The sequence below is a fragment of the Hydrogenovibrio halophilus DSM 15072 genome, from assembly GCF_000384235.1.
Classification (GTDB): Bacteria; Pseudomonadota; Gammaproteobacteria; order Thiomicrospirales; family Thiomicrospiraceae; genus Hydrogenovibrio; species Hydrogenovibrio halophilus.
On record NZ_KB913033.1, the window covers coordinates 2,262,488 to 2,282,311 of the forward strand.

A 19,824-nucleotide genomic window follows, 5' to 3' on the forward strand; every position below is an offset into this window, starting at 1 on the left:
CTTCAATCAACCTCTCAATTCGTTTGAATTCAGGCCCGTTTTTTACCAGGCCTGGTAAAAAATCAGGCCTGGGCGGTTTTTTCCGCTGGCGCTTCTTCTTCGGCTGCGGCTGGCGCAGTGGTAATGCTGCCTTTGCCTTCCAGAATGGCATCCGCCACTGTGGACAGATACAAGGAAACCGCACGCACCGCATCGTCGTTACCCGGAATCACGTAATCGATGTCGGCCGGATCATTATTGGTATCCACAATGCCCACAACCGGAATGCCCAGTTTCTTGGCTTCGCTGACCGCCAGGTTTTCGCTGCCGGTATCGATCACAAAAATCGCATCGGGCATGGCGCGCATGTCCTTGATCCCACCCAGAGACAAATCCAGCTTGGTCTTCTGACGGGTGCGCATCAGTGCTTCTTTTTTGGTGATCTTCTCAAAGGTACCGTCCTGTTCCTGAGTTTCCAGGTCTTTCAGGTTCTTGATTGACTGTTTGATGGTCTTGAAGTTGGTCAGCATCCCGCCCAACCAGCGGTGATTGATGTAAGGCATGCCACAACGAGCGGCTTCCTGTTTGACCAGATCACTGGCAGCACGTTTGGTGCCGACAAACAATACCGTGCCTTTGTTGGCCGCAATGCCGCTCAAAAAGTTCAGCGCATCGTTGAACAGTGGCAGGGTTTTTTCAAGGTTGACAATATGAATCTTGTTGCGGGCACCGAAAATGTACTCGCTCATTTTCGGATTCCAGTAACGTGTCTGGTGACCGAAATGGACACCCGCTTCCAACATTTCACGCATCGTGACTTTCGCCATAATTCTTCTCCAGTATTGGGTTAAGCCTCCGCCTGCCCCAACCACGAACCTGAAGCGCCAAGCGTTTGACTTGAGCGGTTCAGGCACCCCGTGGATTGTGTCGGCAGGCGTGTGGATTATTTGTTAAAATGCATTTTTTTCAGCTGCCACGGCTGGCAGTGATCAAAAAGCGACGCATTTATACCACAACAGCCTTGTGGCCGCAACGAAAACCACAAAAACCTTTTATGAAAGTCCTTTGCACAGGCGCAACAGGACCCTACTTGAAACAGGACCCTTCTTTCGACGTTATGGCGATCATCATCAAAACACAAAAAGACTTGGAAAAATTGCGTGTCGCCGGCCAACTGGCCGCCGAGGTACTGGTGGAAATAGCCCCCTTTGTCAAAGCCGGCGTCACCACTGGCGAACTCAATGCGCGCATGGCCGAACACATGCGTCAACAGGGAACCACTTCGGCGACGCTGGGGTATCACGGATTTCCGGCCGAAAGCTGCATTTCGGTCAATGACGTCGTCTGCCACGGCATTCCTGACGACGGCAAAAAGCTCAAAAACGGCGACATCGTCAACATTGATGTCACTGTGATCAAAGACGGTTACCATGGCGACAACAGCATGATGTTTGAGGTCGGCAAGGTCAAACCCTTTGCCCACCGACTCTGCCGAGTCGCGCACGAATGCCTCTGGCTGGGCATCGAAGCGGTCAAACCCGAGGCAACCTTGTACGACATTGCCCAGGCCATCGAAACCCATGCCCACAACAACGATTTCTCCGTGGTCGAGGAGTACTGCGGGCATGGCATCGGCCAGGCCTTTCATGAAGAACCGCAGGTGGTCCATTGCACCCAGCCGGATCTGAAGAACACGGTGCTCAAAGAAGGCATGGTCTTTACAATCGAACCGATGATCAATCAGGGCGCCGCCGCCATCAAAACCCTGGGGCCCAACAAAAAACACCCGGACAACACCATTTTTCCGGTCAAAACGGTTGACCGAAAACTGTCCGCCCAATGGGAACACACCATTGCCGTCACCGCCGACGGCTACGAAGTGCTGACGCTCAGACCCGGCGAAACACCGGTTCTCCCCTGATCGGCCTGCGACCATCTGCCATCTGAGCGGGCACGGACACGCTCCAACAAAAGGCGTTCACCATGTCTGATACGAACCCGGCACGGAATTTCTACCACACTTTGAACCACCAGTCCCGGCGCGATTCACTGAGCGCCGGGCGCCATCTGCTCAAGGAATTCAACCAGCAGCAGTTCGATCAGTTTGATCAAGGCCAACCGATTGAGACCCTGATCAAGGAACGCACGTCGTTCATTGACCAGATGCTCAAAAAAATCTGGGGCCATTTCTTTCCCCAGGACGCAGACCAATCCGATCTGTCATTGATTGCGGTGGGCGGTTACGGCCGGGGCGAACTGCAGCCCTATTCCGACATTGACCTGTTGATACTGGGTGACAACAAACACCAGCACACCGACACCATCGGCGACTTCATCACCTACCTTTGGGACCTGGGATTCGAGGTCGGTCATGCCGTGCGCGATCTGGAAGAGTGCATCACCGCCGGCAAAGCGGACGTGACCACCGCCACCAATCTGCTGGAAGCCCGGTGGCTCAGCGGCAACTACGAAGCGTTCATCTCTTTGCAAAACCTGTTCAACTTGAAGCAGTTCTGGCCCAGTCAGGCGTTTTTTCAGGCCAAACTGGCCGAACAGGCCCAGCGCCACAAGCGCTACCACAACACCCTGTACCAGCTGGAACCGAACATCAAGGAAAGCCCGGGCGGACTCAGAGACATCCAAACCATTCTCTGGGTCGCCAAACGCCACTTCGGGGCCAGTTCGATTGAAGAGCTGATGCAACACAATTTCATTACCCTGAACGAATACAAGGAAATCCGGGCCGCTTACCTCTATTTGAACCGGATTCGCTTTGCACTGCACCGCCTGCGTCAGCGCCACGAAGACCGACTGTTGTTCGACAATCAACAGAGCCTGGCCGCCAGCATGAACCCGGAACCGATCGAAGAGGTTTCCAAAGCGGTGGAAGCCTTTATGAAGCCGTATTATCAGAATGTGCATGTGGTCGCCCGTCTGAACGAAATTCTTTTGCAGCACTTTCGAGAAGAGATTTTCGATACCGGCGAGGAACGGATCGAACAGATCAACCCGCGTTTTCGTCTGGTGGACGATTACCTGGATGTGATCCGACCCAATCTGTTTGAGAAAAACCCGACGGCGTTGCTGGAAATCTTCATCATCCTGGAAAACTACGACCACCTGGTCCAGGGCATTCGGTCACGCACCATTCGCCTGATTCGGGACAACCTGCATCGCATTGACGATCAGTTTCGTGCCGACCCGATCAATAAAGCCCTGTTCATGGAAATCTTCCGTCAGCCCAAAGGCGTCAATGCCGCGCTCAGCCGCATGTATTTCTATGGCATTCTGGCCGCCTACCTGCCTGCTTTTGCGCGCATTACAGGCTTGATGCAGTTCAACATCTTTCACGCCTACACGGTGGACGAGCACACCATGCTGGTGATTCGCAATCTGCGCCGCTTTTATCTGGACGATTACGCTTACGAATTCCCCACCGCGCATCAGGTCGCCAAACAGATTTGCAAGCCCGAAATTCTGCTGTTGGCGGGTCTGTTTCACGACATAGCCAAAGGCCAGAAAGGCGACCATGAAAAACTGGGGGCCATCGACGCCAAGGAATTCAGTTTCCGGCACAATCTCAACCAGCGCGATGCGCACCTTTTGAGCTGGCTGGTACGTCACCATCTGGAATTTTCCTATGTGGCCCAGAAAAAAGACCTGTCCGACCCAGAAATCATCGCACAATTCGCGGCCAAAATGGGCACCCAGGAACGTCTGGACTACCTGTACCTTCTGACCCTCGCCGATGTGTGTGCTACCTCGGACGACGTCTGGAACGACTGGAAAAACCAGCTGTTTCTGCAACTGTACCACTCCACCACCCAGGCACTGGATGCGTCACAGACCTTGCCGCAGGATCGGGCCAAACAAGCGATTTTCCACAAGGAAAAAGCCAGCGAACTGCTCAAACAGTACGGTCTGGCCTCCTCGGCCTTTCAGCCCTTCTGGAAAACGTTTGAAAACACCGACTTCTTCAGCCGCCAGACCCCCTCGGAAATTGCCCGCATCACCCGCAACCTGTATCAGTGCGACCCCAATGACATCAACCTGCGAATGCAAAGCCGGACCAATCGTGGTGCCACGGAACTGATCATTTACATGCATGACCGGGAATACCTGTTTTCGCAATTTACCCAGGCCCTGGACCACTTCAGTCTCAACATTGTCGAGGCCAAGATTTATTCCGGCGAAAACAATATGACACTGGTCATCATCTACCTGCTGGATCACGATCACTGCCCCATTACCGATGCCAACACGCTGGAACGCACTCAAACCGCCCTGCTGACCGAACTGGAACACCCGCCTCAGGACAGGCCGCTGACGCACTCATTGCCGCCGCGCCGCATTCGCGTGTTTGAAACGCCGACCGAAATCCATTTTCACCCGATCAACGACGAATTGACCGAACTGAGCATCACCACCAAGGACATTCCCGGCCTGCTGGCCAAAATCGGACAGGGATTCAAACAGTGTCAGATCAAGGTGCATGACGCCAAAATCAACACCATCGGCGAACGCGCCGAGGATGTTTTTCAGATCAGCACACTCAATGACGACGGTCTGACCCGATCCGAAAGCAAGGAGCGACTGGCCCAGAGCCTGCTGGATCTGATTGAACCATCAGGTCAAGACACTCACTCCGGCTGAAAAAACTCCAGTGCATGATGATCCGGGTCCCGGCAGAAAAGCGCCGCACGCCCGGAACGGCTTTCGGTGTAGGTCACTCCGGCCTCATCCAGACGCTGTTTGATCCAGCCCAGGTCCGATACTCTGAGCGCAAAATGCTGGTCCCGCCCACCATGAGCCGGCAGTTCCGTTGCTGGCACAATCGCTCTGGGGTCAGGCAAAGCCAGCAAGTGCAATGCCTGTCCGTTTGCGCCCAGTGCCAGCCACGCGCCTGAAAACCCCAAATCCGGACGCGCCAGTCTGGCCAGCCCCAGTGTCTGCTCATAAAAGGCCAGCGAACGCGCCAGGTCCGATACCAGCAGACTCACATGATCCACGCCATTTATCACATTCAATTGTCCAATCCTCTAGTGTGGTGCCCCAAACGGGTTTGGCGTTCAATTTTCCACCGCGCCATTCGTGATTCGAGCCCAGATAATGCTATAATTTGCCAAATTTTTAAACCGCCGGCCCTTTAAAACCGGCTCAATTTTCGATTTTGACCCAATTAGATAGGAATTTTCATGTCGGACAAACTGAAAAACATCATTGAAACCGCTTTTGAACAGCGCGCAGAGATCACTCCGAAAACCGTGGACGCCGAAACCAAAGCGGCCATTGATGAGACCATCGGCCTGCTGGATTCGGGCGAAATGCGTGTGGCCGAACAAAAAGGCGTTGGCGACTGGCAGGTGAACGAATGGCTGAAAAAGGCCGTGCTACTGTCTTTCCGCACCCAGGACAATCAGGTTATGAACAGCTCTGAAACCCGTTACTTCGACAAGGTGCCTTCCAAATTTGTCGACTGGTCGCAGGCCGATTTTGAACAGGCCGGCATTCGCGTTGTGCCGCCCGCTGCGGCCCGCCGCGGCTCCTACCTGGCACCCAGCACGGTAATGATGCCGTCTTACGTCAACATCGGCGCTTACGTCGACTCCGGCACCATGGTGGATACCTGGGCCACGGTCGGCTCCTGTGCCCAGATCGGCAAAAACGTGCACTTGTCCGGCGGCGTCGGCATTGGCGGGGTCCTGGAACCCCTGCAGGCCGCGCCGACCATCATCGAAGACAACTGCTTTATCGGTGCCCGTTCCGAAGTGGTCGAAGGGGTCATTGTGGAAGAAGGTTCGGTGATTTCCATGGGCGTCTACATTGGGCAATCCACCCGCATTTACGATCGCGAAACCGGTGAAATCCATTATGGCCGCGTGCCCGCCGGTTCGGTCGTGGTCTCTGGCAACCTGCCTTCCAAGGACGGCAGCTACAGCTTGTACTGCGCCGTGATTGTGAAAAAGGTGGACGCCAAAACACGCAGCAAAGTCGGCATCAACGAACTGCTTCGTGCCATCTGAACCCGGACCCACTCGTGATCGCCAGTCACAAAAGCTGGCGATGAAACAGGCAAAAGGAACCCTATGACTGTGCGTTTGTACGGCTTGAGCAACTGCGACCAGGTGCGCAAAGCCCGAAAATGGCTGGAAGCCGAAGGCATTGCTTTCGATTTCATTGATTTTCGAAAAGCGGCTTTTCAGCCTCAGGCGATTCAACAGTGGCTGACACAGACGGAGCGTAACGCCATCGTCAATCCGGCAAGCAAGGGTTGGAAAGCCCTGTCGGAATCCGAGCAAGCGGCCTTGATGGCACAAACCGATTCCGATTTTTCCATGGCCTTGCACCAGCAGCCCACTCTGATCAAACGCCCGGTACTGGAAACCGAAAAAGGTTTGGTATTTCGTTTCAAACCAGAGGCATACGCCGATGTTCTGAAGTCGATTCCCACGACTTGGCAGCGCCTGCACGGTCTGCTTTTTCCGTCAGGAGACAGACCGATGACCGCTGCAACACTGTCCGACCACCCTGCACTGGCGCTGGCTCAGAAACTGATCCGAATCGATTCGGTCACACCGGATGACAAGGGCGCACAGCCATTGATTCAATCGGAACTCGCCGAACTGGGGTTTAAGGCGGAAACGCTGCAATACCAAGAGGTCACCAACCTCTGGACGGTGCACTCGGCCAGTGGTGCGTCAGACGATGCGCCGGTGTTTGTGTTTGCCGGCCACACCGATGTGGTGCCCACCGGTCCGATTGATCAATGGGAACACGACCCCTTCAGTGGCTTGATTGACGCTCAGGGCTGGTTGCATGGGCGCGGCTCGGCCGACATGAAAAGTTCCGTCGCGGCTTTTGTGGTGGCCTGTCGCCGTTTTATTCAGAACTTTCCTGACTATGGCGGCCACATCGCCCTCCTGATTACCAGTGACGAAGAAGGACCGGCCATACACGGCACCAAAGCCGTGGTCGAAACGTTGCAACAGCGCGGTCAGCGCTTGGATTACTGTCTGGTGGGCGAACCCACCTGCAGCCAGCAATTGGGCGATGTGATCAAAAACGGCCGTCGCGGTTCCATGACCGGCGAGGTTCGAATCAACGGCATTCAGGGGCATATTGCCTACCCGCATTTGGCCAGAAATCCGGTGCATGAACTGGCACCGGCCCTGTCCGAACTGGTCGGCACCGAATGGGATCAGGGCAACGCCAATTTTCCGCCCACCTCGTTTCAGGTTTCCAATCTGCATGCGGGCACGGGTGCCACCAACGTCATTCCGGGCCATTGCGATTTGATGTTCAATTTCCGTTTCAGCACCGAGCAGACACCGCAAACCCTGCAGGAACAGGTAACCAAAATACTGGACCGTCACGGTCTGGATTACGATGTGGACTGGACGGTTTCCGGCCTGCCATTTGAAACCCCGAAAAATGGGGAATTGGTGCAAGCGGTCAGTCAAGCGATTGAAACGCACACAGGCCATCAGCCGGAGCACAACACCGGCGGCGGCACTTCCGACGGACGTTTTATTGCCCAGACCGGCGCGCAGGTATTGGAATTTGGTCCTTTGAACGCCACCATTCACAAAATTGACGAACGCGTGGCCGCACAGGATATCATTGATCTCACGGAGATCTACTACCAGACACTCCGAAACCTGTTTATCGGGAGGTGACCGCTATGAGCACAACCATTTCAGTGGTATTACAGATTCTGGCCGTGGTGCTTCTGCTGTTTCTGATCTGGCCGCACATCAAAAATGAAAAATGGAAAGAAAAATTCATCGACAACAAACAGGCCCGCTCGGTCCTGATTGTGTTTATTCTGGTACTGGCTTTGGTGGTCGGCGTATCCTGGCTGATGGATGCACTGATTCCGCTGGAACGCCTTGATTGATTTGATTGGATAGGAGAGCTTTTTCATGGCCGAACACGCCGACACCCAACGCATTGCCGATTCGCTTCTGGGCACCGATCTGACCCGTGAGGACTGCGAACGCCTTGCCACCATTGTCAAACAAAAAACATTGCAGCCGGAAGAAGTGCTGTTTGAGCCAGACACCATTGATGGCAACCTGTACATCGTGGTCGAGGGCAAGCTCGACATTCTCAAAGTGGTCGGCCCGCACAAAACCCTTCACATCAACACCATCAAACAAGGTACGCTGGTGGGTGAATTGAGCTTTATTGACGGCATTGCCCACACCATGCGGCTGCAGGCACGCAAAGAAGCCACCGTCCTGATGCTGCAACGCGATGAATTTGAAAAACTGGGCGAACAGCACCCACAGGTCGTGATGCACGTGATGCGCTCGATTCTGCGTTTTTCGCATCAGCTTCAACGCAAAATGCTTCAGGAAAACCTGGAAATGCACCGCATCATTCAAAACGAATACATGACGCAGTACTGACCAAAACCACAAACCCTCTGTCGGAGGTGGCTTTGACCAGGCCTGGTTAAAACCACCATCCAACGGCTTGCCACCAAGACATCCTTTCCTGTTCAAGCCAAACCCGGCATCCTCTATCTTCTAAGCAATCAAGTTGTTCACAAACACAATGGCCACCAGAATCGGTGCGATCCAACGGATCACCAGCGTGTAGACGCCGGACCAGCTTGGTGGCATTCCGGTTTGCTGATCCCGCTGTTGGCGGCTCCAGACCCACCCCACAAACAAGGCTGTGAACAAACCGCCCAGCGGCAGCATCAGATTAGACGTCAGGAAGTCCATGGATTCAAAAATATCGCGTTCGCCAATCAGGGTCACGTCCTGCCACAGGTTGAAGGCCAACGCACTGCCCAGCCCCAGAAACCAGACACCGCCGCCCAGCCACCAGGCCCCTTTGGCCCGAGCAATGCCCCAATTCTGTTCCAGCCAGCTCAAGCCAGGTTCAATCATGGAAATGGCGGAGCTCAAGGCCGCCAGCACCACCATGGCAAAAAACAAAGTGCCCAGCAGCCAACCGAATTGCATCTGACTGAATGCCACCGGCAAGGTCTGGAACAACAGCCCCGGTCCGGCTCCGGGCGTCAGACCATTGTCAAACACAATGGAAAAAATCACCAGGCCTGCCAGCAAGGCAATCACGGTATCGGCCACCACGATCCAGAGTGTGGCACGGATAATGGAAAAGGATTTGGGCAGATAAGACCCATACACCATCATGGTGCCGAACCCGAGACTCAGAGTGAAAAAGGCGTGGCCCAGTGCCACCAGAATCGAGTTGGCGGTCAGCTTGGAAAAATCGGGCTGGAACAGAAAATCAAAGCTCTGAGAGAACGCCGGCATGGTCATGGCATAGCCGAACAGAATCAACAGAATCACCAGCAGGCCCGGCATCATAATGTTAATGGCCCGCTCAATTCCGCTGCGCACCCCCTTGATCACAATCAGGACCGTGGCCACCATGATCAGACTGTGCCAGAAAACCAAGCCGCCCGGACTGGCGACAAACTGATCAAAATAGTTCTGCGCGCCCTGGGCATCCATTCCCACAAAATTGCCCTGCAGGCTTTGCAGAAAATACGCCAGCCCCCAACCGGCAATGACCGAATAAAAAGACAGGATCAGCAACCCGCCCAATACGCCATTGATGCCCAGAAACACCCACAGCCGACTGCCGCCAACTTTGCGCACAATATTGGCCATCGCCTGCGGCGGACTGGCCTGCCCGGCCCGGCCCAGTGTGATTTCGGCAATCAGAATCGGCAGCCCCACGGCCAGAATGCAAAGCAGATACACCAGCACAAAGGCGGCCCCGCCATTTTCCCCGGTAATATAGGGAAACTTCCACAGGTTTCCCAGCCCGACGGCCGAGCCGACGGCGGCCAGCACAAAAATGGTCTGGGAACTCCAGGTGGCGTGCAAATTCTTTGACTGTGCCATAGGCCAATCCTTTATAATTACGGGACATTCATGGCACCAAGGCCACACGTTTGCGCTTCAATTGTGCAAAATTATATCAGATATGCATATTTACGCGAATTACTCCCTAAAAGAACGCAACACCTTTGATATCGATGTCCAGGGGCGCTATTTTGTCGAGATTGGCAAACAGTCCGACATCCCGGCTCTGCGTTCCGATGTCAAACTGGCTTCCCTGCCCTGGGTGATTTTCGGTGGCGGCAGCAATCTGTTGCTGACCCGCGATCTGGAAAAGGTGATTGTGACCTGCCAATACGACAAGATCCGGGTAATGAAAGAAGACAAGGACCATGTCTGGCTCTCAGCCGGGGCTGGCCTGAACTGGCATGAATTTGTGCGCCATACGGTGGAAAAGGGCTACTGGGGGCTGGAAAATCTGGCGCACATCCCTGGTACCGTCGGAGCCGCCCCGGTGCAGAATGTCGGCGCATACGGCGCCGAAGCCCGCGACACCATTACCCGGGTGCAGACACTCAATCTGTATACGGGCGAACGGGTCGAGTTTCGCAACGCCGAATGCGAATTCGGCTACCGCACCAGTGTGTTCAAACAATCCTATAAAAACCGTTTACTGGTACATCGGGTCACCTTTCGCCTGCGCAAAGCCCACGCCGGGCAACCCAATCTGGTGTATGACCCCCTGAAAGACTGGCTCAAGGCGCGCTACCCCAAGGATCATGTCTTTACTTCGGAAGACATTTTTCAGTCCATCATCAAATTGCGGGAACAGAAAATTCCCGACCCGCGGATTCAGGGCAATGCGGGCAGCTTCTTTAAGAACCCGCTGATCAGCGAAGACTATTATCAGGAATTGACACGGCTTCACGGCGAAGTGCCGCACCACAAAACCGTGAACAACGAATACAAAATCCCCGCTGCCTGGCTGATCGAAAAGGCCGGATGGCAGAAAGGCCGACGCCTGAACCGGGCCGGTGTGTCAGAAAAACACTCTCTGGTACTGGTCAACCTGGGGAATGCCAAAGGCCCGGACGTCCTGGCGCTGGCACACGCCATTCAGGAAGACGTGGACCACAAATTCGGTATTCACCTGGAACGCGAAGTCATTATTATCCGCTAGATTTCCCGCCAGTTTGAGCGTCTGCCGGTTTGGACGCCGGTTCCGATGGCAGGTTCATACCACTGACCTGCACCGTGTCTTCCAGATACAACGTTCTGGTTGGAAACGCCATTTCCGCCCCGGCTTCGGCCACGATTTCCGACACTTTCAGCAGCACATCTTCCTTGACGGCATGAAACTTCACCCACTCACGCGTGTGGGTGAAGGTGTAGATCATGATGTCGAGTGTCGACTGATTGAACAGATTGAAATTCACAATCAGAGTCTGGGATTCATCAATCTCTGGGTGCTGCTCCAGCATCTGCCGAATCTGGCCGGTGATCCCGGCCATTTTGCCGACATCGCAATAACGCACCCCTACCGTCTCATAAATGCGTCGATGGGTCATCCGCGACGGGTTCTCAAGCCCGATGCTGGAAAAGGTGCCGTTGGGAATGTACAAAGGCCGTTTATCAAAGGTCTGGATTTCGGTAATGCGCCAGCCGATCTTTTGCACCACGCCTTCGATGTTCCGATCCGGGGAGCGCACCCAGTCGCCCGGCGCAAACGGTTTGTCCATGTACAGCATCATACCGCCCAACACATTGCCCAGAATGTCCTTGGCAGCAAAACCGACCGCAATCCCGCCGAAACCACCAAACGCAATCAAACCAGTCAGATCCACGTCAAAGGCACTGAGAACCACCATCCCGGTAAACACAAACACCGTGATCTTCAAAACTTTGGCCACTGCCTCAACCGTGATCGAATCCCAACGGCTGTCCACTTCGGCCATGGCTTTCAGGTGCGACTCCATCCGCCGCAACCAGCGGAAGGCAAACCAGGCCAGAATCAACATGTTCAGGGAAAAGCGTGCGCCTTCAATCGGTTCGACCCAACGGGTGAACAGATCAAAATGCCCGATCAGCGTAACCAGGGTAATACTCACCCCGCCCAGCCAGATATACACCGAAAGCGGGCTTTGTATGGCTTCGGTCAGGCTCTTGGGGAAATGCTGATTTTTGCGTTTAAAACGCCGGTCAAAACGGCTGACAACCAAACGGAAGAACACATCGATGACAAAAGTCAGCCCCAGCAACAACGTCACCAGCAGCAACCATTCCTGACCGGCAAAGACCAGAATCAGCCCCTGCCAGAATTCCGGGAACAGCGAAATCAACGATTCCAGCCCACCCATGACGAATTCGGTTTCCACTGACTTGTCGGATTCTGCTTGACTCATCTCTCTTACCTCTGTTGTATGCTGGGTTAAGTCCGACAGCCTGCTATAGTAACGATTGCTGGTTTTGCCGGTCGGAAAAGGCATCCAGACGCTGACGGGCCGCCTGCCATCTGGGGTCCTGATGCAATTTTGACCAGGCCTGGTCAAAATCGTAATCGCCATGCCCGTGCAAACCGATCAGACGGGCCTGTGAAACCGGGTCTTCTTCCACTTTCGGGCTCTGCTCACACACCGACTGCACCGCCTCCGGATCATTGCACAACAGAGTCAGATCGCAACCGGCGTTTCGGGCCAGTTCCACCCGCGCCAGAGGTGACCCATACGTCGCCGCCGCATGCATCGTCAGATCGTCACTGACAATCGCGCCCTGAAAATGGCACTGAGCGCGCAAAATCTTCTGCAACCAGACCTCAGAAAAACCGGCCGGCAAGGCATCGACCTTGGGGTAACGCACATGCGCCGGCATCACCGCTTTCACACCGGCTTCGATCAAACCCAGAAACGGTTGCAGATCGGCCAGACGAATCTGATCAAAAGGCCGCTCGTCCGTGGCCACTTCGTGATGGGTGTCGGCCTGAATGAAACCGTGTCCGGGAAAATGTTTGGCCACCGCGGCCATTCCGGCCCGGTGCATCCCTGCCATCACGGCCCTGGTCAATTCAGAAACCCGCATCGGGTCGCGTTCAAACGCCCGGTCGCCAATCACATGACTGTCACCGTAATCCAAATCCGCCACCGGAGCAAAACTGAAATCCACGCCTGCGGCCAGACATTCGCTCGCCATCAGCCAGCCAATGTCTTGGGCCAGCGCCAGCCCCTCTTGGGGCGATGCACGGTAACAGTGGCCCACTTCGCCCATCGCCGGCAGCCGGGTAAAACCGTCCCGAAACCGCTGGACCCGGCCGCCTTCCTGATCCACCGCAATCAACAACCGCGGTTGGCGCAACTGACGAATCTCATGAGTCAAATGGCGCAGCTGCTCCGGTGACTCGAAATTGCGGGCAAACAGCACCACCCCGGCGATGACCGGATGCATCAGCATGGCTTTTTCCCCGGGCAGCAATTCGGTGCCGGCCAGATCCATCATCACATGCCCCAACGGCATTTTTTTTCCTGGATTGTTTTTAAACATTAAAACGCTTTGTCCTTTGTTTCTGAATGACGCACATCCAGTCGATCCCGCCAGTGATCGCCCAAAAGATTGACCGCCAGCACCACACTCATCAAAATCAGTCCCGGCGCCAGAACCAGATGCGGTGCCACCAGCAGGTAACGCGTGCCTTCGCGGATCATACTGCCCCAGGACGCATCCGGGGCCTGCACCCCCAGCCCCAGAAACGACAGACCCGCCTCCGACAACACCGCGCCGGCAATGCCAAAGGTGGCTTCCACGCCCAAAGGCGCCAGCATCAATGGGATCAGATGCCGAAACACAATGCGACGATCCGACACCCCCATGGCTCTGGCCGCCATCACATGATCACGCCGACGCAGACTCAGCGTCTGGGCCCGAGCCAGACGGGCAAACCCGACCCAGCCGACCACCACCAGAGCCAATACCACGTTTTCAATGCCCGGCCCCAGTACCGCGGCCAACGCAATCGCCAGCAGCAGTCCGGGAAACGCCAGAAACACGTCCACAATTTTGAGAAACACCCGATCCACCCAACCACCGAGATAGGCGCTCCAGACGCCGAGACTGGTGCCGATCAGTGCCGAAAACCCCACCACCCAGATGGCCACCCAGAAGGAGGTTTGCGCCCCCTGAATCACCCGATCCCAAAGCGGCCGGCCCAGTTGGTCGTAGCCCAGCCAGCTTTGCCAGTCCGCGCCGTAAAAAAACCGGTCCAGCCGCACCTGGATCGCGGCCTCACCCAGAAACGGCGCACCGACGGCCATCAGAAGCCAGGCCAGGATGATCGCATAAGACAGATAAACCCAACGCCAGCGCATCAGCGACCCACCCGTATCCGTGGGTCCAGCCAGCCGTAAACCACTTCGGTCAAACCATTGATGCTGATGTAAGCCACGCTGATAATCAGAATACAGGCCTGAACCACCGGGTAGTCGCGTCGCTGAATCGACTCCACCAGCAACTGCCCCAATCCGGGCCAGTCAAACACCACCTCGGTGATCACCGCGCCGCCCAGCAGAGTGCCCAACTGCAGGCCCAGCAGAGTCACCACTGGCAGCAGTGCATTGGCCAGCGCATGGCGCCCATACACCTGAAACCCGTTCAACCCCTTGGCGCGGGCGGTGCGGATGAAATCTTCGTGCAGCACTTCCAGCATCGAGGCCCGCAGCATTCGGGCCAGAATCGCGGCCAGAGCCGTCCCCAGAGTCACCGCAGGCAACACCCAGGAAAGCCCCTGTTCGGCCCCACTGACAGGGAACCACGCCAACCACAGCGCAAACACCAGAATCAGCATCGGCCCCAGCCAGAAATTGGGGATGGAAACGCCCAGCATGGAAACGGTCATCGACACATAATCCGGCCAGCGACCGGCGCGCAGTGCGGCCCAGATGCCAAGCGGAAACGCAATCAGCACCGCAATCAGCATCGCCATCAATGCCAGTTGCACCGTGTAGGGAAAGCGTTCAGCGATCAGTTCCGAGACCGGCATCTGATAAAACAGGGATTGGCCCAGATCGGCCTGAAGCAGGCCACCCAGAAAAGTGAGATATTGATGCCAGATGGGTTGATCCAGTCCCAGCTGGCGGCGCAAGGCTTCTTCGTCCGTCGCACTGGCCCAGTCACCCAGCATGACCGCCACTGGATCGCCGGGCACCAGGTGCAACAGAAAGAACACCAACGTCGACACCACCCAGGCCGTCAACACCACACTGAGACTCAAACGCAAAAGATAACCGCTCATGGACGAATCAATACCTTGGTGCCTGCACCGACCCGATCAAACAACGCCAGGATGTCGGCATTGTGCAGGCGAATGCAACCATGGGATCGGGCCACGCCCATCGGCTCCGAATCGGGCGTGCCGTGAAAATAAATGAACCGCTGCATGCTGTCACAGTCCCCCAGACGATTGACGCCCGGCTCCAATCCAGACAACCAGAGAATCCGGGTCAGAATCCAGTCCCGATCCGGGTACCGGGACGCCAGCTGTGGCGAATGGATTTCGCCCGTCGGTCGACGCCCCTTAAACACGGTATTGACCGGAGCACCGGCACCGATTTTTGCCCGGATCTGATGCCAGCCCAGCGGCGTCTGCCCCGAGTTCTTACGCTGACCCACGCCCTTTTCGCCTGTGCTGACATCACAAAACCACCAGGCCTGGTGATGTAACTGCGCCAGCGTCAACGCCTCCGGTGCCAGGTCTGAATCCGAATCGGATGTCACCGGCAAATGCCAAAGGCGCTGTTGTGAAATGGACACACAGATCCAGCCTTGATCAGGAACATGGGCAGAGACGGCTTCGGTCATGATGTCACCCACATGGATTCATGACAGTGGGGATTCGACAAACACCGCCGAACGATAAGCCTGCCAGACCGCGTCCGACAAAGGCATGCCCAATGCTCCGGGCTTGTGTTTCATCCGGTGGCTGGCTTTGATCACACCTTCGACCAGCGCGTGTGCCCACTCGGCCGTCATGCCCGGCTTGACCCAGCCATCGGTGGCCAGCTCCTCAAACAGCACGGAAAAGCGCTGCTCCCAATGCTCTATCTGGTCGCGACAGGCCTGCGGGTGGCCACTTTGCTCAAACACATCCAGCAAAAACGTGTGGGCTTCCACCACATTCAAAGTCCGACGCAGCAATTGCTCCATGCGGGTCATCACAGGCAACTGCATGGCTTCGATGTCGTCATAGACCGACATGATTCGTTGCATGAATGCCTGCAGAATGGCTTCCAGCAATGCCTCGCGCCCGTCAAAATGGCGGTGCAGGGTCATGCGGCTGACTCCGGCGGTTTCGGCAATGTCTTTCAGAGGCGCAGCGGGATTCTCATTCCAGACCTGGGTCGCCGCCGATAAAATTTTACGTGTGGTGTCTTTCACAATGTCACCTTACATTTCCCGCCAGATCTCAAAAAGGGTGATTGTAGCCGAGCCTCAGCTCCCTGCCAACTCTGCGCCAGAATGACAACGTCAAGCGTCGGTGACTCTGGCGGTTTTGGTCACCTTCAACAACCCATCCAGCCGTCCGTCTGCATACAGGCGGTAGCCCTTTATTTCCGGTCGGTGAACCACATATTGATCCTCATACCAGAGCGGCATCACCGCCAGGGTCGATTGCAGGTGGCGTTGCAGGCGTCGATACAATTGGGCCTGTGTTCTCAGATCCGTCGCGGCCACCGCTTGATCAATCAATTCATCGGCAAGGGGATCGACATAACGCCCACGGTTTGCGCCTTTGGGCGGCAGGGCCTGGCTGTGAAACACATACTCGAAAATATCCGGACTTTTCACGCCCACCCAAGCCAGACTGTAGAGCTGAAAGCGCCCCTGCTTGATGTCATTGTAAAAGGTGCCCCAGTCATAACTCTGCACCGACAGATCAATGCCGATGGCTTTCAGTTGAGACTGGTATACCGTGGCCAGACGGATGCGGGTGGCATCGGACGAAGTCTTGAAACTCAATGGCAGTTGACCGTCGGCATCAAACCATTCCGGGTGGCGCCGACGCAAGGTGGCCAAGTGACGTCGGGCGCGATCCGGCTGGTAGGTCACTTGCTCAAGGTCCTTGACCCCAGCCCAGTGCTGAGGCACCAGCAACCCGCCCGCCAGTTTGGCCCGTCCCTGAAACACCGCGTCCACAATCGCCTGACGGTCGATGCCCATGGCAATGGCTTCGCGCAATTCCGGTGCGGCCAATCGTTCATCGGAAAAATTGAAGCCAATGTAACCGAAGCCGGTGCCCGCCGCCCAGTCGACCCTCAGATCAGGGTGGTTCTGGCAGTAGGTGGCCAGCTCCGGTGACAGATCATTCTGAACCAAATCCAGTTCGCCCTTGCGAAGCTTCAACACCCTGACGGTGGCGTCCTTGACCGGCCGAAACACCAACGCCACCCCATCGGCACGGCGCAAGACCAACTTCTGCTCGCTGGCTGAAACAAACTCACAGGGGCCGGCTCCAATGGGACGATCCTGAAAACGGTGCCCACGTTTGAGCAGCGCAGCCGGCAGTATGCCCAACACCAGTCGCCCGACAAACAAAGGGTCCGATTCAGAAAGGAAAAAATCCACCGTGGACTCCGAAAGCGCCGTCACTTCCTGTAGATGTTTGAGGGCCCCACGATGTGGCGAACCGGTCGCTGGATCCAGCACCGAACGATAGGTTGCTGCCACATCGTAGGCATTCAGGCGCGTGGCATCGGTTGATTCATATGCATGAAAGCGGGGAAAGGTCTGCAAGGTAAAACGGTAATGCGTGGGCGACAACCGCTCCCAGTCGGCCAGATCCGGTATCGGTTCAAAAGCGTCATTGAAATCAATCAACTGGCGATACAGCAAACGGTTGATCCGGCTGGAAAGCGCATCGGTGGCAAAGCGTGGGTCCAGCATACGCGGGCGGCTGGTCACGCCCATTTGAATGACCTGGGTCTCCGGTATTTCCGGCTGAGACGAACCGCAGGCAGACAGACCGACGCCGCTCGCCACCAGCGCGGCTGAGCGTGTCAGAAAAGCCCTGCGTCCCGCGTCGCCGGGTTCAGCATCGGAGGCGTGACCCCAACCGGAACCCATCAATCAGGTTGCGTCCGCGTCCGGCATCACATCCGGCACGGTTTCTTCGCGCGGTTCCGAAAGCAGACGTTCAAAACGCTGCAATGTCTCCGGGGTCAGAGTACCGGCCGCCGATTCGAGTCTCAGACGACTGAGAACCACATTGTGCAGGGATTCGGCCAGGTTGCGCCGTGCCTGGAACATGTTGGTCCGGGCGGTCAGCACTTCAAGCAGATTGCGAAGGCCCACATTGTAGCCTTCTTCCGCGGCTTCCAGAAACGCGTCGTTAGAGACCACGGCCGCACGGTTGGCGCGAACCAGCTCCAGCCCTCTCTCAAGGTTGCGAGCCTGAATGCGCGCATTCAGGCGGGCCGATTCCCGCGCGTTGCGCAGGGACTGATTGGCCGCCTGATAACTGGCCCGTGCCTGAGCCACTTTGGCCGAAGTGCCGCCGCCGGAATACAGGGGCAGGCTGGCGTAAACGCCCAGATTCAGCCCGTTGGCGTCATTGTAATTCATCGCATAGGCATCGTCGTAGCCGGAATAACTCTGGTGCTGATACTGCGCCCGCACGTCGACACTGACCCAGTGGCCGGACTTCTCCACTTCGATCGTTTTGGATGCCACGGCGGCCGCTTCCTGTGACTGCAATACCGCCAAATTGCGGGATTCGGCTTTTTCTTCCCAGGTCAGCACATTCACAGGCTGCATGCTCAACTGCGTGTCCAGACGGATTTCCTTCAAATCCGTCACTGGCTGACCGGTCAATTTCATCAACTCTTCTCTGGCCACATCCAGATCGTTTTCCGCAGAAATACGCTGCGATTTGGACAGATCAAAGCTGGACTTGGACTGCAGCACATCGGTTTTGCTGGCCAGCCCCACATCCGCGGAGGCCTGAGCGCGTTCCCACTGGGTTCTGTCAGAATTTTCCCGGGCCTTGGCCAGACGCACGTCTTCCAGCGCCAGCAACACTTTGAAATAGGCATCGGTCACCCGTTCGATCACACTCTGCTCGGCTTCCCGCAACGCGTATTCGGCCTGCTGCCGCTGGAATTCGGCCTGATCGTAACGCGCAAACTGGTCCTTGCGATACAGAGTCTGGGTCAAGCTGACCCCGGCCTGACGCCGGGTATTGTCACGCCCATCCTGATCCGATTCCTGCCGGGTCATGTCCGCATCGACGGAAATCTGCGGCAAAAGCGGTGCACGATTGATCTCGAGCACCTGTTTATCGGCTTCGTATTGGGCACGGGCCTGGGCCAACTGCGCATCGTGCGTGACCGCCATCTGGTACACGTCCATCAGCCCGGCCGAGGCCAGCGCCTGCCCCATCCATCCGGTCAGCCCCAAAGCCACGACCAGCTTTTTCCAGTCTGTGCGCCCAACGCGCCGCGTTGTATCAGAATTCGAGCAGTTTTTCATCGTCACTCCATTGGCAATAGGGTTTCTGGCTGAGACTGATATTATAGAATCTGGGCAGTTCGGTCACTTCTTTTGTGACCCAGTCCGGCAGCGCTACCTGATCGTCTTCCGTGGCCATCTCCACTTCGGCCACAATCAAACCGTCATTGTCACCGAGAAAGACGTCCACCTCCCACACATGTGACTTGAATGTAACATAATGACGATTTTTTTCAATCACCGGTCCCACTGTCAGAGTGGATAACATGGTTTTTGCATCATTCAGATCGATCGGGTATTCGTATTCATCCCGGCTCAATCCGATTTCCAGGCTTTTGATATTGATGTTGGCCTGATCGTCTTCCACCCGGATGCGCACCGAACTTTTGGCCCCAGGCTGGGTCATGTCATTCAGGTAGCCCTGAGCGAAATGTTTCACCTGATGCGCGTCTTTCACCGCCGCTTCCTGCCACTTGGCCGCATCCACCAAAAATTTGCGTTCAATCTCTCTTGCCATATTTCTCTGTGCCTT

19 protein-coding genes are annotated in these 19,824 nt (G+C 56.0%); 7 read left to right on the top strand and 12 right to left on the bottom strand.

All coding sequences use genetic code 11. The features are described from left to right. Positions 1–62 precede the first annotated feature (62 nt). Positions 63–806, bottom strand: coding sequence for a 30S ribosomal protein S2 (rpsB, locus tag A377_RS0110920; RefSeq protein WP_019896400.1), 744 nt, complete (start codon positions 804–806; stop codon positions 63–65). Between the two features lie 290 nt (positions 807–1,096). On the opposite strand from rpsB, the gene map reads away from it, so the two are divergent. Continuing rightward, complete coding sequence (gene map, locus A377_RS0110925) at positions 1,097–1,900, top strand: type I methionyl aminopeptidase (RefSeq protein ID WP_019896402.1); 804 nt, start codon at positions 1,097–1,099, stop codon at positions 1,898–1,900. Between the two features lie 62 nt (positions 1,901–1,962). Then, entirely contained in the window at positions 1,963–4,632 is a 2,670-nt protein-coding gene (gene glnD, locus A377_RS12495; protein WP_019896403.1) for a [protein-PII] uridylyltransferase, read from the top strand. Here the strand turns inward: glnD and A377_RS0110935 are convergent. Beyond that, positions 4,620–5,000: a VOC family protein gene (locus tag A377_RS0110935; RefSeq protein ID WP_157760979.1), complete on the bottom strand. Its 381-nt coding sequence runs from the start codon at positions 4,998–5,000 to the stop codon at positions 4,620–4,622. The two genes, glnD and A377_RS0110935, sit on opposite strands and share 13 nt — an antisense overlap. A gap of 174 nt (positions 5,001–5,174) precedes the next feature. Here A377_RS0110935 and dapD point away from each other — a divergent pair, with 174 nt between their 5' ends. The 4 genes from dapD (at position 5,175) to A377_RS0110955 (ending at position 8,390) form a co-directional block, all read left to right on the top strand. Further along, complete coding sequence (gene dapD / locus A377_RS0110940; RefSeq protein ID WP_019896405.1) at positions 5,175–6,002, top strand: 2,3,4,5-tetrahydropyridine-2,6-dicarboxylate N-succinyltransferase; 828 nt, start codon at positions 5,175–5,177, stop codon at positions 6,000–6,002. A 63-nt stretch (positions 6,003–6,065) separates the two neighbouring features. After that, positions 6,066–7,655 (top strand): succinyl-diaminopimelate desuccinylase, encoded by a 1,590-nt coding sequence (dapE, locus tag A377_RS0110945; RefSeq protein WP_019896406.1) that lies wholly within the window; start codon positions 6,066–6,068, stop codon positions 7,653–7,655. Between the two features lie 5 nt (positions 7,656–7,660). Next, entirely contained in the window at positions 7,661–7,876 is a 216-nt protein-coding gene (locus A377_RS0110950; RefSeq protein ID WP_019896407.1) for a hypothetical protein, read from the top strand. 25 nt (positions 7,877–7,901) lie between these two features. Further along, the gene (locus tag A377_RS0110955) at positions 7,902–8,390 is read left to right on the top strand and encodes a Crp/Fnr family transcriptional regulator (RefSeq protein ID WP_019896408.1); all 489 of its coding nucleotides are present in this window, start codon (positions 7,902–7,904) and stop codon (positions 8,388–8,390) included. Between the two features lie 120 nt (positions 8,391–8,510). Here the strand turns inward: A377_RS0110955 and A377_RS0110960 are convergent, their stop codons facing one another. Beyond that, complete coding sequence (locus A377_RS0110960) at positions 8,511–9,866, bottom strand: sodium-dependent transporter (protein ID WP_019896409.1); 1,356 nt, start codon at positions 9,864–9,866, stop codon at positions 8,511–8,513. 82 nt (positions 9,867–9,948) lie between these two features. Between A377_RS0110960 and murB the strand changes: the two genes are divergently transcribed. After that, on the top strand, positions 9,949–10,983 hold the full coding sequence (murB, locus tag A377_RS0110965) for a UDP-N-acetylmuramate dehydrogenase (RefSeq protein WP_019896411.1): 1,035 nt from the start codon (positions 9,949–9,951) through the stop codon (positions 10,981–10,983). Here murB and A377_RS0110970 read toward each other — a convergent pair. The 9 genes from A377_RS0110970 to A377_RS0111010 form a co-directional block, all read right to left on the bottom strand. Beyond that, complete coding sequence (locus A377_RS0110970) at positions 10,973–12,205, bottom strand: mechanosensitive ion channel family protein (RefSeq protein ID WP_019896413.1); 1,233 nt, start codon at positions 12,203–12,205, stop codon at positions 10,973–10,975. The two genes, murB and A377_RS0110970, sit on opposite strands and share 11 nt — an antisense overlap. Positions 12,206–12,248: 43 nt before the next feature. Beyond that, on the bottom strand, positions 12,249–13,310 hold the full coding sequence (gene nagZ / locus A377_RS0110975) for a beta-N-acetylhexosaminidase (RefSeq protein WP_028485489.1): 1,062 nt from the start codon (positions 13,308–13,310) through the stop codon (positions 12,249–12,251). Positions 13,311–13,336: 26 nt separating this feature from the next. Further along, on the bottom strand, positions 13,337–14,158 hold the full coding sequence (locus A377_RS0110980; protein WP_019896415.1) for an ABC transporter permease: 822 nt from the start codon (positions 14,156–14,158) through the stop codon (positions 13,337–13,339). Beyond that, entirely contained in the window at positions 14,158–15,081 is a 924-nt protein-coding gene (gene nikB / locus A377_RS0110985) for a nickel ABC transporter permease (RefSeq protein WP_019896416.1), read from the bottom strand. The genes A377_RS0110980 and nikB overlap by 1 nt, the downstream gene beginning before the upstream one ends. Further along, complete coding sequence (locus A377_RS12500) at positions 15,078–15,599, bottom strand: L,D-transpeptidase family protein (protein ID WP_407635290.1); 522 nt, start codon at positions 15,597–15,599, stop codon at positions 15,078–15,080. Before A377_RS12500 ends, nikB begins: the two co-directional genes overlap by 4 nt. Positions 15,600–15,665: 66 nt before the next feature. After that, positions 15,666–16,223, bottom strand: coding sequence for a TetR/AcrR family transcriptional regulator (locus A377_RS12880; protein ID WP_019896418.1), 558 nt, complete (start codon positions 16,221–16,223; stop codon positions 15,666–15,668). 90 nt (positions 16,224–16,313) lie between these two features. Beyond that, complete coding sequence (locus A377_RS0111000; protein ID WP_019896419.1) at positions 16,314–17,909, bottom strand: ABC transporter substrate-binding protein; 1,596 nt, start codon at positions 17,907–17,909, stop codon at positions 16,314–16,316. A 3-nt stretch (positions 17,910–17,912) separates the two neighbouring features. Then, on the bottom strand, positions 17,913–19,313 hold the full coding sequence (locus tag A377_RS0111005) for a TolC family outer membrane protein (RefSeq protein ID WP_245546827.1): 1,401 nt from the start codon (positions 19,311–19,313) through the stop codon (positions 17,913–17,915). Continuing rightward, the gene (locus tag A377_RS0111010) at positions 19,291–19,809 is read right to left on the bottom strand and encodes a CYTH domain-containing protein (RefSeq protein ID WP_019896421.1); all 519 of its coding nucleotides are present in this window, start codon (positions 19,807–19,809) and stop codon (positions 19,291–19,293) included. Before A377_RS0111010 ends, A377_RS0111005 begins: the two co-directional genes overlap by 23 nt. Positions 19,810–19,824 lie beyond the last annotated feature (15 nt).